The organism is Streptomyces sp. NPDC111656, assembly GCF_055656965.1.
Map to the genome: position 1 here is coordinate 81,686 of NZ_JBVKCA010000019.1, position 14,771 is coordinate 96,456.

10 protein-coding genes are annotated in these 14,771 nt (G+C 71.9%); 5 read left to right on the forward strand and 5 right to left on the reverse strand.

The genetic code is table 11. The features are described 5' to 3' along the window. Positions 1–228 precede the first annotated feature (228 nt). Positions 229–2,001: an HEXXH motif domain-containing protein gene (locus ACZ7M3_RS40550; RefSeq protein ID WP_472070396.1), complete on the forward strand. Its 1,773-nt coding sequence runs from the start codon at positions 229–231 to the stop codon at positions 1,999–2,001. Between the two features lie 43 nt (positions 2,002–2,044). Here the strand turns inward: ACZ7M3_RS40550 and fxsT are convergent, their stop codons facing one another. The 4 genes from fxsT to ACZ7M3_RS40570 all read right to left on the reverse strand — a co-directional run bounded on the left by fxsT (position 2,045) and on the right by ACZ7M3_RS40570 (position 9,281). Further along, complete coding sequence (gene fxsT, locus ACZ7M3_RS40555) at positions 2,045–5,887, reverse strand: FxSxx-COOH system tetratricopeptide repeat protein (RefSeq protein ID WP_472070398.1); 3,843 nt, start codon at positions 5,885–5,887, stop codon at positions 2,045–2,047. Continuing rightward, positions 5,884–6,822 (reverse strand): AAA family ATPase, encoded by a 939-nt coding sequence (locus ACZ7M3_RS40560; RefSeq protein ID WP_472070400.1) that lies wholly within the window; start codon positions 6,820–6,822, stop codon positions 5,884–5,886. The genes fxsT and ACZ7M3_RS40560 overlap by 4 nt, the downstream gene beginning before the upstream one ends. 114 nt (positions 6,823–6,936) lie before the next feature. Then, complete coding sequence (locus tag ACZ7M3_RS40565; protein WP_452962733.1) at positions 6,937–8,448, reverse strand: VMAP-C domain-containing protein; 1,512 nt, start codon at positions 8,446–8,448, stop codon at positions 6,937–6,939. Beyond that, positions 8,445–9,281 carry a TIR domain-containing protein gene (locus ACZ7M3_RS40570; RefSeq protein WP_472070402.1) on the reverse strand — a complete coding sequence of 279 codons (837 nt, stop codon included), beginning with the start codon at positions 9,279–9,281 and terminating at the stop codon, positions 8,445–8,447. Before ACZ7M3_RS40570 ends, ACZ7M3_RS40565 begins: the two co-directional genes overlap by 4 nt. 224 nt (positions 9,282–9,505) lie before the next feature. On the opposite strand from ACZ7M3_RS40570, the gene ACZ7M3_RS40575 reads away from it, so the two are divergent. From ACZ7M3_RS40575 to ACZ7M3_RS40590, 4 genes are all read left to right on the forward strand, one after another. Further along, positions 9,506–10,267, forward strand: coding sequence for a DeoR/GlpR family DNA-binding transcription regulator (locus tag ACZ7M3_RS40575; protein ID WP_054233089.1), 762 nt, complete (start codon positions 9,506–9,508; stop codon positions 10,265–10,267). Further along, positions 10,264–11,217 carry a 1-phosphofructokinase gene (gene pfkB, locus ACZ7M3_RS40580; protein ID WP_452962729.1) on the forward strand — a complete coding sequence of 318 codons (954 nt, stop codon included), beginning with the start codon at positions 10,264–10,266 and terminating at the stop codon, positions 11,215–11,217. The genes ACZ7M3_RS40575 and pfkB overlap by 4 nt, the downstream gene beginning before the upstream one ends. 205 nt (positions 11,218–11,422) lie before the next feature. Beyond that, the gene (locus tag ACZ7M3_RS40585; protein WP_472070404.1) at positions 11,423–13,528 is read left to right on the forward strand and encodes a PTS fructose transporter subunit IIABC; all 2,106 of its coding nucleotides are present in this window, start codon (positions 11,423–11,425) and stop codon (positions 13,526–13,528) included. Positions 13,529–13,616: 88 nt separating this feature from the next. Next, positions 13,617–13,874, forward strand: coding sequence for a hypothetical protein (locus ACZ7M3_RS40590; RefSeq protein WP_095854151.1), 258 nt, complete (start codon positions 13,617–13,619; stop codon positions 13,872–13,874). A gap of 71 nt (positions 13,875–13,945) precedes the next feature. Here ACZ7M3_RS40590 and ACZ7M3_RS40595 read toward each other — a convergent pair whose 3' ends face one another. Then, positions 13,946–14,695: a DUF6227 family protein gene (locus tag ACZ7M3_RS40595; protein WP_351300673.1), complete on the reverse strand. Its 750-nt coding sequence runs from the start codon at positions 14,693–14,695 to the stop codon at positions 13,946–13,948. Positions 14,696–14,771: the final 76 nt, after the last annotated feature.

The following is a 14,771-nucleotide window of genomic DNA, read 5'->3' on the forward strand; positions in this document are numbered from 1 at the left end:
CACGTTGATATACGGTGACGTAATGTCATCGAGGGAACACGTCACCCCCCGTGAAGTGGTGGTGTCCGGGGCGCCGCAATCCTGGCTTCCCACGTTGTCGGCACTGTCGCTCGAGGAGGTCGCGGCCCTTGATGACGCCGTTCTACGGCCGTCGATCGAGCGCTTGACTTATCGCGTCGGCCGTCCTGTGTCCACGATCGCGGGCAGCGAAGGCGGCTAGGCCCGCGGATGCGCCTTCACCACCTCTCCAACCCCGTCCTGGACGCGCTGAACTCCGTCACCGAGAACGAGCAAGCCGTCGGTTTTCTGCTCGACGCGGAGTCGAGCCGACGCCTGTTGCTGTTGCGCGCGATCCTGGACGCGGCAGCGGACGCCGACGACGTCCGTCGGGTCTGGAAGCTGCTCGAAGCCGCCGAGCGGGCGGACCCGGCGGCCTTCCGTACGGTGCTCCTCGACCCGCAGGTGGGTGTGTGGGCGGCGAGCCTGCTGCGCAGACTGTCCCTCCCGGATCCGGCGGCGACCGAGATCGAGACACCGCTGCACGTGGAGCTGGGGTTCCTCGGACAGTTGGCGGCGGCCGTGTTCATCACCGCCGGGGCCGACTTCCGTGCGTGTGTGCCGGTGCGGGAGGGGCGGGTGTTCCTGCCAGGCCTTGGCCGGGCCACGGTCGGTGGCGATCTCCGGGGAACCGCCGAGGTGTGGAGGCAGGACGGGGTGGTCCGGGTCGGCGCGGGCGGGGTGACCGTGACGGTGCCGGACGAGACGGAGAACGACGCCCCGGGATGGGAGGGGCAGCGGTGGCTGCGTGCGCAACACGCGGGAGTCGACCTCACCCTCGCCCTCGACGACCTCGGCCCCTATGCACCGGTGCCGCAGCTGACGGCGCCCGGACGTCTCGCTCCCGCGCAGTTCGCTTCCTGGCAGCGCTGGTTCGAGCGCATGTGGCCGGTACTGGTGGAGGGTCACATGGACGGCGCCCGGGCCTTGGCCGCGGGCTTGCGATCCGTCATTCCGCTGCCGCGGGGCGAGCGGCTGCGCGCGCGGGCGGCTTCGTCGAGCGACGCGTTCGGGTGCCTGCTGCTGTCCGAGCCGGACGAGGACGAAGACGTCCTCCCGGCGCAGCTGGGGGTCGCCGTCCTGCACGAGTTCCGGCACACCCTGCTCAACGGCCTCATCTTCCTTACGCCGCTGTTCGATGAGTGCGACGACCTGTTCTACGCGCCCTGGCGCGACGATCCGCGCCCCCTCGGGGGGCTGGTGCATGGGGCCTATGCCTTCTCAGGGGTCGCGCACTACTGGCGCACGCGCGGTCCGGAAGGGCTTGCGGGCTTCGAGTACGCGCTGTGGCGGAGCGCCGTCCGCACGGTGCTCGGGACCCTGCGCGACCACCCCGCCCTGACTCCGCTGGGGCGCTCGCTGATCGGCAGCCTGGACGAACAGACCGCGCCCTGGCATGAGGAGTCGGTGGGAGCGCGTGAACAGCGCCTTGCGCACCTCGCGACGGTCCACCACCGTGCGACCTGGCGTGTGCACCACCTCCATGTGCCCCCGGCGCATGCGAGGGAGCTGGCTGACGACTGGCGGGCGGAGCGGCGGGTGGATGTCGGCATGCGCACCGAGCGCGCGTTGCGGGCCGATTCGGGCGCCTGTCGGCTCGACACACTCGCGCTGCTGGCGCGCCTCAGCCTCATCGCCCCCGGCGAGTTCGACGCCCTGCGCGCGGCGGAGAACCCGGCGAGGACGGTGCCGGGTGTCGTACCCGCCGATCTGGCGCTGGTGGACGGCGACGCCGCGACCGCGGTCAAGCTGTACACCGAGGAACTCATGGGTCCGGTCGCCAGACCCGCCGCCTGGGCCGGACTCGGCCTTGCGCTGGCCGAGTGCGGCGAGCGAGCCGCCGGGACCGCCCTGATCGAACGACCCGAACTGGCCCTGGCCGTCAGCCGGTCGCTGCCCACCCCGCCCGATCCGGCACTCCTGGCTCACTGGCTCGCGGAGTAGGGGCACTGCTCGGGCCAAGCTCGACCCGAGCGGCGCGGATCCGTCACAGCGGCATCGGATCGATGTCGCAGTCCGCGCGGTGGTCCCAGTCCGCGGCCTGGGCGACGGCCGGGTGTCCGCTGCCCAGGGTGCGGTGGAGACGGTCGCGGGTGTCGCCGTGCAGTGCCTCCGCCTCCTCACCCCGTCCCACGGCCCGTAGATCCATGGCGAGGTTCGCGGCACAGGCCAGGGTGGAGGGGTGTGCGTCGTCGAAGACCTCCCGGGACCTGCGGAGTGTTTCGGTGTCGAGGTCCAGCGCGCCGACCGCGTCACCGAGCGCGTAGTGGTCGCTGGCGAGATTGGTGCGGCACACCAGCGCGGAGGGGTGCGTCGCGTCCAGCGTCTGTGTGAACTGCTCGAGCGCCACGGCGTCGATGTACTGTGCGGCCGCGGCGTCGCCCAGGAGCCGATAGGTGATCGCGAGGTTCACCGCGGCGGACAGGGCATGCGGGTGGTGCTTGCCGTACGTCTCCTCGTACCGTCGGCAGATCGCCGTACCCAGACGCAGTGCTTCCTCCAGGTCTCCCCGGTGGCGCAGGTGGATGGTCAGTTCGAGGGTGGCGGCCATCGACTCGGGGTTGCGGTCGCCGTACCGGCGGACGAGTTCCGCGCGAATGCGCTGCGCCGTCGCGGCGGCCTCCTCGTGCTCGCCGGCCTTGCGCAGGGCGACGGCCAGGAGGCGGATGCAGGACAGGGTGAACGGATTGCTGCCGCCGAGCAGTGTGGTGGCCTGCTCGGTGATCTCGCGGTGGTAGGTCAACGCTGTTTCGTAGTCGCCGAGTTCGCGGAGGTCGACGATCATCCCGAGCCAGGTGCTCAGTGAGTCGATGTGGTCCTGGCCGAAGATCTGGATGCGGTTGTGCCAGGTCTGCTGGTCCAGTTCGTAGGCGCGGGCGAACTTCCCCACCAGGCGCAGGCTCACGCCGAGGTTGTGCGCTGCGCGCAGTGTCTCCGGGTCGTCCGGACCGATGAGTTGCAGGTACTGCTGGTGCACGGAGTCGGAGAGTTGGAGGGCCTCGGTGAACGCGCCGCGCACGCGGTGGTCTATGGCGACGTTGCCGAGCGCGGCGAACGTGTCCTGGTGGTGGGGACCCAGCGACCTGAGATGTGCTTCCAGCGTCTTCGTGTTGAGCTCGGCAGCCTCCTTGTAACGGCCCATGCTGAACTGGAGGAACGCCAGCCACCGGGCGATCTGCAGAGTCTGGGTGTGCTCAGCGCCCAGGCGACCGGACCAGTCGTCGTAGGCGGATCGGGCGAGTTCCAGACAGGATTCGTAGTCCCCCCAGCGCCGCAGGTACTTGACCTCGTTCACCACCAGCCTGCGTACCCAGGTCTCGTCGGACTGCATCGCGCCGGAGACCACCACGTGGGGATAGAGCGCGCCGTACCGGTCCCAGCGCAGCGCGTTGCTGGGGTCGTTGGGGTCGCTCGCCACCAGCAGCATGTGCGCCCCGTGCCGCATGGTGGACCGGTCCGCCTCCGTCATCCGGAACTGCAGCGCCGCCTGCACCAGCCGGTGCATCTGGAGGGAGTTGGTGCGGTGGTCGAAGCGGGCCAGGGAGTAGCGGCCGATGTCGCGGATGGCCTGGCCGAGCCGGATCGGATCCTCCAGGGCGGCGTCCAGCTCGGGGGTGATGGGACTGGGCGGCATCCGCATGAACATGGTCCGCGCGATGGGTTCGGGCGCGTAGAAGGAGCACACCTGAAGCAGCTGGTACGCGGCCGGGCTCTTGGCCTCCAGCCGGTCCAGGGAGATGTTCCAGGCCGCTATCACCGGATGCTGGTTGCCGAGCGGCGCGGTGCCGCGCAGCAGGTCCACGCGCTTCTCGTCGAGCAGCCGCAGGTACTCGTCCACGGGCATGCCCGTCTCCGCGTGCCAGGCGGCGGCCTGCTCGATGGCGAGCGGCAGGTCACCGAGTGCCTCCGCGAGCCGGTCGGCCTCCGCGTCGCTGATCTCCGGGCCGCGTATGCGCAGCAGCTGTTTGCTCTCCTCCCGCATGAAGACGTCGACCTCCAGCGGCCGGGCGACGGAGGCCCATTGGGGATTGCGCGAGGTGACGAGGATGTTGCCCGGTCCTTGGGCCGGGAAGAACTGCCGTACGGATTCCGGGCTTTCGGCGTTGTCGAAGACCAGGATCCAGTTGGCGTAGGGCACGCCGATGCGCAGCGCCTCCAGGACCGAGGCGACGGTCGAGGAGACGTCGGACCCGGTCGGCAGGCCCAGGCGCGGTGCCAGTTCCACCAGGGACAGGGAGATCTGCGCGGTGCGCTCCGCGGAGATCCACCAGACCACGTCGTACTCCGCCATACGACGGTAGAGGTACTCGACGGCCAGCAGGCTCTTGCCGACGCCACCCATGCCGTGCAGCGTGTGGGGCAGCACGGCGGTCGCCTTCTCCCGCAGCAGCCGCTGGTGCAGCTTGTCGAGGAGTTCCTCGCGGCCCGTGAAGTTCGGATTCCTGGGCGGGATGTTTCCCCAGATAGTGGGCGTGCTCCTGGTACGTCCGTTGCCCACCGTGCTCGCCGGGGCCTGCTGCGGCATCACCGGCCTCCTCTTCCCCTGATCGGTCCGACGGTCGGCGTCGCCCGGGGGCCGGACGACGGCATCGCTGGGTGCTGTGGGTGTTGCGGGTGCGATGGCGGTGCCGTGGTGCTGTGCGTGCTGCGGGCGGGTCCGGTCGGCCGGGGCGGCCGCGAGGGCCTCGTCGACCTCCCTCGCCGGCTTCAGGAACGGCCCGGACAGGGCGTGGAGCACAGCGCTCTCCGCCATGAGCCACGGCCCGGACTCCGCGTCGACCGGCGGGAGTCGGTGCACGGCGGCCCCGCGCAGCAACCGGGGCAGTCGCCACAAGTGTTCCCCGCCGGATCCCCGGCGATCCCCGATCAACTCGACTACCCGCACCACATCGGTACGCCGTCCGGTGGCCAGCAGCTCCTCGCGGATCCCGGGGGCGAACGCGAACGTGGTGTGCCCGCCGTCGGCCGGCCGGACCAGGCCGTGCACCAGCAGGTGTGCGACGTCGGTGAGGGAGGTGCCGGGCAGGAGCGCGCCCCGCACCTCCTCGATCAGCCCGGCATCGAGGGGTGTCGCGGAGAGCATGGTGGCGAGCGTGAACACGCTCCGGGGCACGGAAGACTGGAATCGCGCCACCCGAGCCGCCGGGGTGGGGTCGGGCTCCGCCGCCGGAGCGGCGGGTACGCGCGCGTGGGGGAACATCACCGTCATCGGCAGCCACGACGGCGGGCCCCCGCCCAGCAGGCCGGACCAGGCGTCCAGCCAGCGGGGGGCGAGCTCGAGCACGGGCACCGCCACGTCGGGACGGTGGGCCGGTGGCAGGCCGTGGAGATCGGGGCCCAGGCCGCGGGGCCGCCACCGCATCCGGTGGTTGGCCGCGCCCGGGGCGGGCGCGCGCAGCAGCACCTGCCAGCCGCGCAGCCCCGTCGTGTGCCACACCGGGTGCGGCAGCAGGTGGATCAGCGCGAGCGGTCCGGACTGGCCCCAGCGGCGCAGCAGCGGTTCCACTTCGTGGGTGCGCCAACGCGGGCCCGCGCCGTCGGTGAGGAGCAGGGTCAGCCGGGTGCCCGCACGGTGACGCGGCAGGGTCGCGGGGTCGGCACTGTGTCCGTACGGCAGCCTGTGCGTGGTGATCCGGCCGAAGGCCCCGCACCGATGCAGCGCGGTGGCGAACTCGTGGACCGTCCGGTGCCAGATCCCCATCGTCGGCCCCGTGTCGGCCACCACCGCCACGTCCCGGACAGCGGTGCGGCCGAGCGCGGTGCCGATGTGCCGCAGGGATTTCGGGAGCCCCGGCGGGAGCGCCGCGGGAAACGGGCCGGGCCCCGTCATGGCTCCTCCGGCGCGGTCCACTGCCAGAGAGTGTCGACGGCCTCCTGCCAGGCGCCGTCCTCCGCCACGGCCTGGAGGACACCGTCGGCGGCCAGGCGGAGTGCGTCCAGGAACCGCTCCAGCACCGGTCCCTCGGTGGCGGTGGCCCGTTCGACGAAGGCGTCCACGGCGTCCGGCGCCGGGCCGGGACGTCCGGGCTCCGCAGGGAACCGGTTCGCCGCGATGGCGCGCAGCAGGTCCGGGCCGGGCCGCTGGGTCCGCAGGGTCACACAGCGGCGTACGAGATCCGATGGCAGATCCCGCTCACCCGTGGTGGTGATGACCACCACGGGGAAGGCTCGGCAGCGCACCGTTGCGTCCGGCAGGGAGAATCCTCCGGCCGTCAGTACCGTGCACAGGTCCTCGGGCAGACTGATCTCGGCCCGGTCCAGCCGGTCGATCAGCAGCACACGAGGCCTGTGGTACGGCAGGAAGGCGGTGCCCAGGGGCCCGAGCCGGATCCCATCGTCGGGCCCGCCCGCGTCAGGACCCTCGTGCGGGCGGTCGTGCCGGCCGTTGTGCGGGCCGTCGTACAGGCCCTCCCGAAGTGTGCTCAGGGAAGTGATCTGCCAGCGCAGGACCGGGCCGAGGCCGAGCTCCCCGCTGATGCGGTAGGCGAGGGACGACTTGCCGGTGCCGGGCTCGCCCGTGACGAGCAGGGGGCGGCGCAGGTGCAGCGCCACGTTCACCCGGGCCACCTCGTCCGGTGGAGCGGGCAGTGGCTGCTCGATGGTGCCCAGCACCGCGGGGGCGCACGGGTCGTCGACGGGTGGCGGGGGGAGCTCGGGGCCGCCGCCGAAGCTGCGCCAGGCCGGTGCCTGGGGCCACTCCTGCGGTGTCGCACCGGGCAGCCCCGTGCCTCGGTACAGTCCCCACGACTGGCTGTTCGGCGGCATGAGCGGCGTCCCTCCGTACGACGACTGGGGTGGCGATGCCCGGACCGGTGGCGCCGGTCCGCACTGCTGGTCCGTGGTCATGGATCCGCGCGCTGCTGGTCACGTGGTCCGTGGTCACGGTGGCTCGGGACGCACGGGTTTGCGGTCGGGGTCGTCCCACAGGACCGCGAGGTGGCGGCCGATGTGTGCGGCGTCCTCGTCGTCGGCGGCGTCGATCGCCGCACGGCGGCGGTAGGCGGCCACCTTGGCAGGGAACCGCGACAGGCCCTCGGTGAGGAGCCCGTCGAGGACACCCCGGAACTCCTTGGTGGAGCGGCCCGCGCGGTGCCAGATCACCACGGGCAGCCCGCTGCGCAGGGCCGCGTGCAGCTCCCGGCGGCCGTTGCCGTGGTCGGGCAGCGGCGGCTCGCTCAGCACCAGGGCCACGCAGTGCTCGTTGTCCCCGAGGCGGGCCTCCAGGCCGCGCAGATGGTTGCCGTTCTGGTGCGCGACGTTGACGTACACCGACTTCGACGGGTGTTCGTCGCGCGCCAGCTGCTGCCAGCGGGTACGCCAGAACCGGTACCAGTCCCGGTTCTGCAGCCGGTCCAGGCTGCGCACGACCACCGGGTAATCCACCGCGAGCGGCACGTTCGGTACTTCGGTGGTGTCCCGGGGCCACCAGTCGACGGGCAGGTTGAGCAGTTCGAAGGGGAGCACGAACTCCAGCCACACATGGGCCAGCCGGTCGCCGCCGCCCCCTTCGACCGTTTTGATGATGCGGGTCACGGCGTGCTGCAGCCCGTCGGTCGGCACCCGCTGCATCGGGTCGCCGTGCTGCCAGTTCGGGCCGCCGGCGTCGGACATGAGGGAGTGCGAGACCGTGTAGCGCCCGTTCTCCAGCGGGTCCGGAGCGATGTGGATCGCCAGGTACTCCTGGCCCGGCCTGACCGCCGGCGGTGGCGCCGGAGTCCGGGCGCGGTCGAGGTCGAGCAACTCGGCCAGGTCGCATCTCAGGGCCCACTGCCGGTTGCGTGCGAGCAGCTCGACCGCGACGGGGTGGCCCATCGCGTCGGCAGTGCGGTCGAGGTAGACCATCCACGGTGGCAGCCCGCCCCGTGGAGCTCCCTGCCCGGCCATGTGCAGGAAGTCGTGCCAGCAGGTGTCGGCGTGCGGCGGCGGTGCGGAGACCCTGGCCTCGGTGGCCGTCCGGACGAGGGCCGTCCGCATGGCGTACGACATGGCCAGCGTGCCCAGGGTGGTACCGAGGAACTGCCAGGAACCGGTGACCTCCGGCAGGCCGTCCAGCGAGTCCACGGCCGTCCATTCGTCGGCGAGCCGTTGCACGACGGGTCCCTGCGGGCAGCCCGGCTCCAGCATCGGCAGTTTCCGCGCGAGCGCCGACAGTCCGTCCTGGTGACGGGTGCAGAAACGGAACAGTTCCAGCAGCTGCAGCGGCACGGTGGACTGTTCCCGCAGGTCGGCCCGGTGCCCCAGCGCCTCGCCCACCAGATCGGTCAGCAGGGCGCGCGCGTATCGGTCGTGGAGCGCGGGGACCGCGAGCAGTGCGTCGAGGGTCTCCTCGCCGATCCGCTCCCGTATCCGTAACGCCGGGTTGTGGCGGCCCGCGCCGCCCCGTCCCGTCAACGTCGGCCCGCCGGGTCGGGGAAGCGCGGAGGTGCGGCGTGCCTGGTGGGGACGGTGCGGGTGACGCCGACGGCGTCGAGCAGCCGGGTGCGGGCCTCGTCCTCGCCGAGGCCCGTGAGGTCGGTGTGCGCGATCGTGGACAGTGGCCACGGGGGCCGGCACGGCTCCACCATGACCGGCACCAGCAACCCGGCCATGCCCTCCGGGCTCCGGCGATGCACGGCCTGCCAGGCCTGCTGGACGGGTGCGGAGCCGACGTAGGCCGGGGACAGGACGGCGAGGACGCGTTCGCGCTGTTCCGGACCTTTCTGTTCCAGGCCTCTGTGTTCCGGATCTCTCCGTTCCAGACCGTTCAGCGGTCCGTCGAGGAGGTCGAGGCGTACGCCGACGCCCGCGTCCTCCAGGTGCCAGGCGATCCAGGACGCCCATGCGAGGTCGGTGACGGCGCAGGAGAGGAACAGGTGAACGGGGAGGTCGGCGTACGAGGGGGCATGCGGTGGTGCGGCCCGTACGACGTGCTCCCGCACCAGCTCACCGACGGCGTCGGCCGTCCGGCTGCGGCCCTCCAGCAGTGACACCGCGTCGGCCAGCGCGGACAGTCCGTGGTTCGCCGCGATCTCCTCGCGGACGCAGAACCGCACCAGTTCGAGCAGCTGCAGCTGCGTGGTCGCCTGTTCCCGCAGGACCACCGGCCGCCCCAGCCGGTCGCCGATCAGCTCGGCCAGCATCGCGCGGGCACTGCGGTCACCCAGGACCGGGGAATCGCTCAGCGCCTGGACCACGGCCTGCTGCCAGTCATGGTCCGGGCGGGCGCGGAGACCGTCCCTGTCCACAACACCCCCCGAGAAGTTGTGTCCCGCATTCCAGGATACGGACGCGATGACACGGCGTCAGGGCTTCTGCGAGGCCGGAACGAGCGGGGAGGAGGGCTCACCTCGATGCCCGTTTGTGTCCACCTGAGACCCGAACCTGTTTACTTTCCGGAAATCCGGGCGTAGCCTCCCAGCGAAACCACAAGTTCGGGCATCGGCCGCACAGAAATCGGAGGCGAACGGACATGTACGCACCGGAGCGGCAGCAGGAGATTCTCCGGCTCGCCCGTGATGGCGGTCGGGTGGACGTGCTCTCGCTGGCCGAGGAGTTCCAGGTCACCGCGGAGACCATCCGCCGCGATCTGAAGACCCTCGACCGCGCGGGACTCCTGCGGCGGGTGCACGGCGGTGCCATACCGGCCGGGAGGCTGGACTTCGAGCCCGACCTCGCCGAGCGCGAGTCCACCGCGGCCGACGAGAAGGACCGCATCGCACAGGCCGCCGTCGCGGAGCTGCCGGACCAGGGCACGATGATCCTCGACGCGGGCAGCACGGTCGCCCGGCTCGCCGGGGACCTTCCGCTGGAGGCGACGCTCACCGTCGTCACGCACAGCCTGCCGATCGCGGCCCGCCTCGCGGACCACCCCGGCATCCAGCTCCACCTGGTCGGAGGGCGCGTCCGGCACCGTACGCGCGCCGCCGTGGACGCCTGGGCGCTGCGCGCGTACGCCGAGATCCGCGCCGACGTCCTGTTCGTCGCGGCCAACGGCTTCTCCGCCGAGCACGGACTGACCACCCCCGACCTCGCCGAGGCCGCCGTGAAGCGCGCGGCCATCCGCGCCGCGCGCCGCGTGGTGCTGCTCGCCGACTCCTCCAAGCACGGCCAGGAGCACTTCGCCCGCTTCGGCGACCTGAGCGACGTGGACCTGCTGATCACCGACAGCGGGCTGAGCCCCGAAGACGCCACCGACATCGAGCGCGGTGGCACGGAAGTAGTGCGCGCATGATCCTCACCGTCACCCCCAACCCCTCCCTCGACCGTACGTACGAGGTCCCGTCGCTCGACCGCGGCGAGGTCATCCGGGCCACCGGCGAACGCATGGACCCGGGCGGCAAGGGCGTGAACGTCTCGCGCGCGGTCGCGGCGGCGGGGCAGCGCACAATCGCCGTACTGCCGCTGGGCGGTGCGCCCGGCGCACTCGTCGCCGAGCTGCTCCACGCGCAGGGCATCGAGGTCGCGCCGGTCCCGGTCACCGGAGCCACCCGCTCGAACATCTCGGTCGCCGAGCCGGACGGCACGCTCACGAAGATCAACGCCCCCGGCCCCGAGCTCACCGCCGCCGAGGCGGAGCTGCTCCTGGAGACGGTGCGTCAGCAGTATCGTTCCGGCGACACCGACTGGATCACCTGCTGCGGCAGTCTGCCGCGCGGTCTCGGTCCTTCCTGGTACGCCGACCTCGTCGCCCGCGCCCACGCGGCCGGCGCCCGGATCGCGCTGGACACCTCCGGCCCCGCGCTGCTCGCGGCGCTGCGCGAGCGGCCCGACGTGGTGAAGCCCAACGCCGAGGAGCTCGCCGAAGCCGTCGGGCGCCCCCTCGTCACCGTCGGTGACGCGGTCAAGGCCGCCGAGGAACTGCGTGCGATGGGCGCCGACGCCGTGCTCGCGAGCCTGGGCGCGGACGGGCAGCTGCTCGTGGACGGCGCGGGCGCCTGGTTCGGCAGCGCACGGGTGGATGCCGTACGCAGCAACGTGGGCGCCGGTGACTCCTCCCTCGCCGGATTTCTGATCGCCGGTGGCCGCGGCCCGGAGGCCCTCGCCTCCGCCGTCGCCCATGGCGCCGCGGCCGTACAGCTGCCCGGCAGTGTGATGCCGGGCCCGGCCGACCTCGACCCCTCCGCCGTGACCGTCACGTCGGAGGTCCCCGTGGACCGCGTACTGACGGAGCCGGTGTCATGACGAATCCCCGTGTCATGACAACCGCCACTCCTGCGGCCCCACCCCCTGGACCGGCTCTGATGAGGCGGGGTTTCCCCGGCCCCGCCTCCGCCATCTCAGTCCCGGTCTCTCTTCCCCTGTACCCCGCGCTCCTTGAGCGCGGCACCCCCGTCCCCACCCCCGCCCAAGACTTCCCCCGGGCGATACGCGTGCGAAGGAGCCCGCGATGAGCGAGATGATCACCGCGGACCTGGTCGATCTCGACCTGTCCGCCGAGACCAAAGAGGCGGCGGCACGCGCCCTCGCCGAGCGCATGGTGACCCTGGGGCGGGTGACCGACCTCGAAGGCTTCCTCGCCGACGTGGCCGCCCGCGAGGCCCAGATGCCCACCGGCCTCGACGGCGGGATCGGCATCCCGCACTGCCGGAGCGAACACGTCACCGAGCCGACGCTCGGCTTCGGCCGCAGCGCGGCCGGGATCGACTTCGGCGCGCCGGACGGCCCGGCCGACCTGATCTTCCTGATCGCCGCCCCGGCGGGCGCCGACGACGCGCATCTGACGATCCTGTCGTCGCTGGCCCGTCAGCTCATGAACGCCGAGTTCACGTCCGCGCTGCGGGCCGTGGACGACGCGGCGGCCGCGGCCGCGCTCATCCGCGGGGACGAGTCCCCGGCGGCCGCGGCCTCGACCGCGCCCGAGGGCACCGAGCCCACTGAGGGCTCCAAGGACTCCGTGGCGGTGTCGGCGGCGGCCTCCGCCGACACCGCCACGGGCACCACGACCGACACCGGCGACACCGCCACCGCGGACACCGGAGCCTCCGGCGAGCGTCCGTTCCGGATCGTCGCCGTCACCTCCTGCCCGACCGGCATCGCGCACACCTACATGGCGGCCGAGTCGCTGGAGAACGCGGGCCGTGAGGCGGGCATCGAGGTCGTCGTCGAGACACAGGGCTCGGCCGGCTTCACCCGGCTCGACCCGGCGGTCATCGCGGCCGCGGACGGTGTGATCTTCGCGCACGACGTGCCCGTACGGGACAAGGACCGGTTCGCCGGCAAGCCCACCGTCGACGTCGGCGTGAAGGCGGGCATCAACAAGCCCGCCGAGCTGATCACCGAGGTGCGTGGCAAGGCCGCGCGCGGCGAGGTCAGCGCGGGCTCCGCGCCGGGTACGCCGGTGGAGCGCTCCGGCGACTCCGCCGAGGGATACGGCACCAAGCTCCGCAAGTGGCTGATGTCCGGCGTCAGTTACATGGTCCCGTTCGTCGCCGCGGGCGGTCTGCTGATCGCCCTCGGCTTCGCGATCGGCGGCTACAAGATCAACAAGGCGCCGTCGGTCATGGACCACTTCATGTGGCTGCAGGCGGACAGCTGGGGCGCGCTGTTCTTCCAGATCGGCGTCGTCTCCTTCGGCTTCCTCGTCCCGGTCCTGGCCGGCTACATCGCCTACGGCATGGCGGACCGGCCGGGTCTCGTGCCCGGCTTCGTCGGCGGCGCGATCTCCCTCACCATCAACGCGGGCTTCCTCGGCGGTCTGGCCGCCGGTCTCATCGCCGGTGGTGTGGTGATCGCGATCCAGAAGGTGAAGATCCCGGCGGCGTTGCGCGGCATCATGCCGGTGGTGGTGATCCCGCTGATCTCCGCGGCGATCGTCGGATTCCTGATGTTCGTGGTCATCGGCAAGCCCATCGCCTCCGCGCAGAAGGGCATGACCGACTGGCTCAACGGCCTCACCGGCACCAACGCCGTCCTGCTCGGCGCGCTGCTCGGCCTGATGATGTGCTTCGACCTCGGCGGCCCGGTCAACAAGGTCGCGTACACGTTCGCCACCGCCGGTATCGCGGTCGCGAGCCCCAGTGACTCGGCGATGAAGATCATGGCGGCCGTGATGGCGGCGGGCATGGTTCCGCCGCTGGCCATGGCGCTCGCCACGACGGTGCGCGGCAAGCTCTTCACCGAGACCGAGCGGGAGAACGGCAAGGCGGCCTGGGTCCTGGGCGCCTCCTTCATCTCGGAAGGCGCGATCCCGTTCGCGGCGGCCGACCCGCTGCGCGTGATCCCCTCCGCCATGGTGGGCGGCGCGGTCACCGGCTCCCTGTCGATGGCCTTCGACGCCACGCTGCGGGCCCCGCACGGCGGCATCTTCGTGGTCCCGCTGATCGGCAACCCGTTCCTCTACCTGATCGCCATCGCGGCCGGTGTCTGCGTCACCACCGCCCTGGTGGTCGTCCTGAAGGGCATGCGCAAGCAGGCCCCCGAGGGGACCGGTGCGGGGGTCGCCGACACCGCGATAGCGGCGAAGGTCGACTCCAAGGAGCCGGTCGCGGCCTGAACGGCCAACTACTCGCCCTTTTAGGGCATCTGCGAGATACGTCACGGTCCGGGGCCAAAGTCCCGGACCGTGGTGTCTACTGGAGGGCATGCCTGAGCATGTGTCGATCCTCCAGCTGATGGGCGTGGCCGTCCTCGCCCTCGCGACCGTCATCTGGGTCGTCGGCCTGTCCCGCCTGCTGCGCCGCGCGCGCACCGGGGCCGCCGTGCGCCACCACGGGCAGGTGCTCCGCGCCATACCGCGTCAGCGCCGGTCCGGCCCCGCCGCGGAGACCGTGGAACTCACCCCCGAGGAACGCGCCGCGTTCGCGGGCCTGGTACGCCAGTTCAGCGACAGTCGCCCCTGACGAAGGCGGGTTCCCCTGAGGGATGAGGGTTCCCCCTGACGAAGGGGGTGTTCGGCTCAGCCCGCCAGGGCCTAGGCGAGCCGCGCCGCCCGGCGTTCCATGGCGGCCCGGGCCGCGTGCTCCGTCGGATAGACCTCACACATGTGCCGGCCGTCCGGCGTCGCCGTGTGCTCGACCTCCCACAGGGAGATCTCCTGGCCGTCGCGGAGCAGGAACGCGTGCTCGTAGAGCGAGAAGCACAGCCCGACCTGGCCCGCCCGGCAGGGGCGCCCGAAGGCCTGGGTGATCTGGTGCGCGAACGCGGTGCGCAGCAGCAGCGTCGTGATGTCGGCCCCCGGCCGGTCCGCGTTCTCCGCCCGCCGCAGCAACCGCCGCGCGTGATCCGCCGAGTCGTCCGTCAGGTAGACGTGCCGCGGCTCGGGGACCGGTGACGGATGGACCATCACGGGCAGCTCGAAGTCAGGCGCGTCCGGCGGCAGCGGCAGCCGGGCCGTGGCGGCGCGCAGCTCCTCCTCGTCGACATACACCTCGTGCTGCGGCTCACTCCCGAGCGCCGTGTTGTGCACGAGCTCCCACAGCGTGACCGCCGAGCCGTCGGCGAGCAGCCAGGTGTGCCGGTACGTCTCGCGGTGCAGCCCCGCGCTGTGGTGCGCGGAGTGCAGCGAACTGTCGTGCGCCAGCGCGCAGTCGAGCCGCCTTATCGTCTCGTCGGGCAGCTCGAAGGAGTTCAGGGCACGGCCGAGGAGTCGCTCGAGGTGCTCCTCCGGAGACTCGGGCGACTCGGGTGGTTCGTACGCTGCTGTCTCGTACGGAACGCTCAAGGCTTCTCCCGGCGTTGCTGCATGTCACCTTGTGGGTGCATACCGTAGCCCCTCGGTCGGACATCAATCCTGCGAA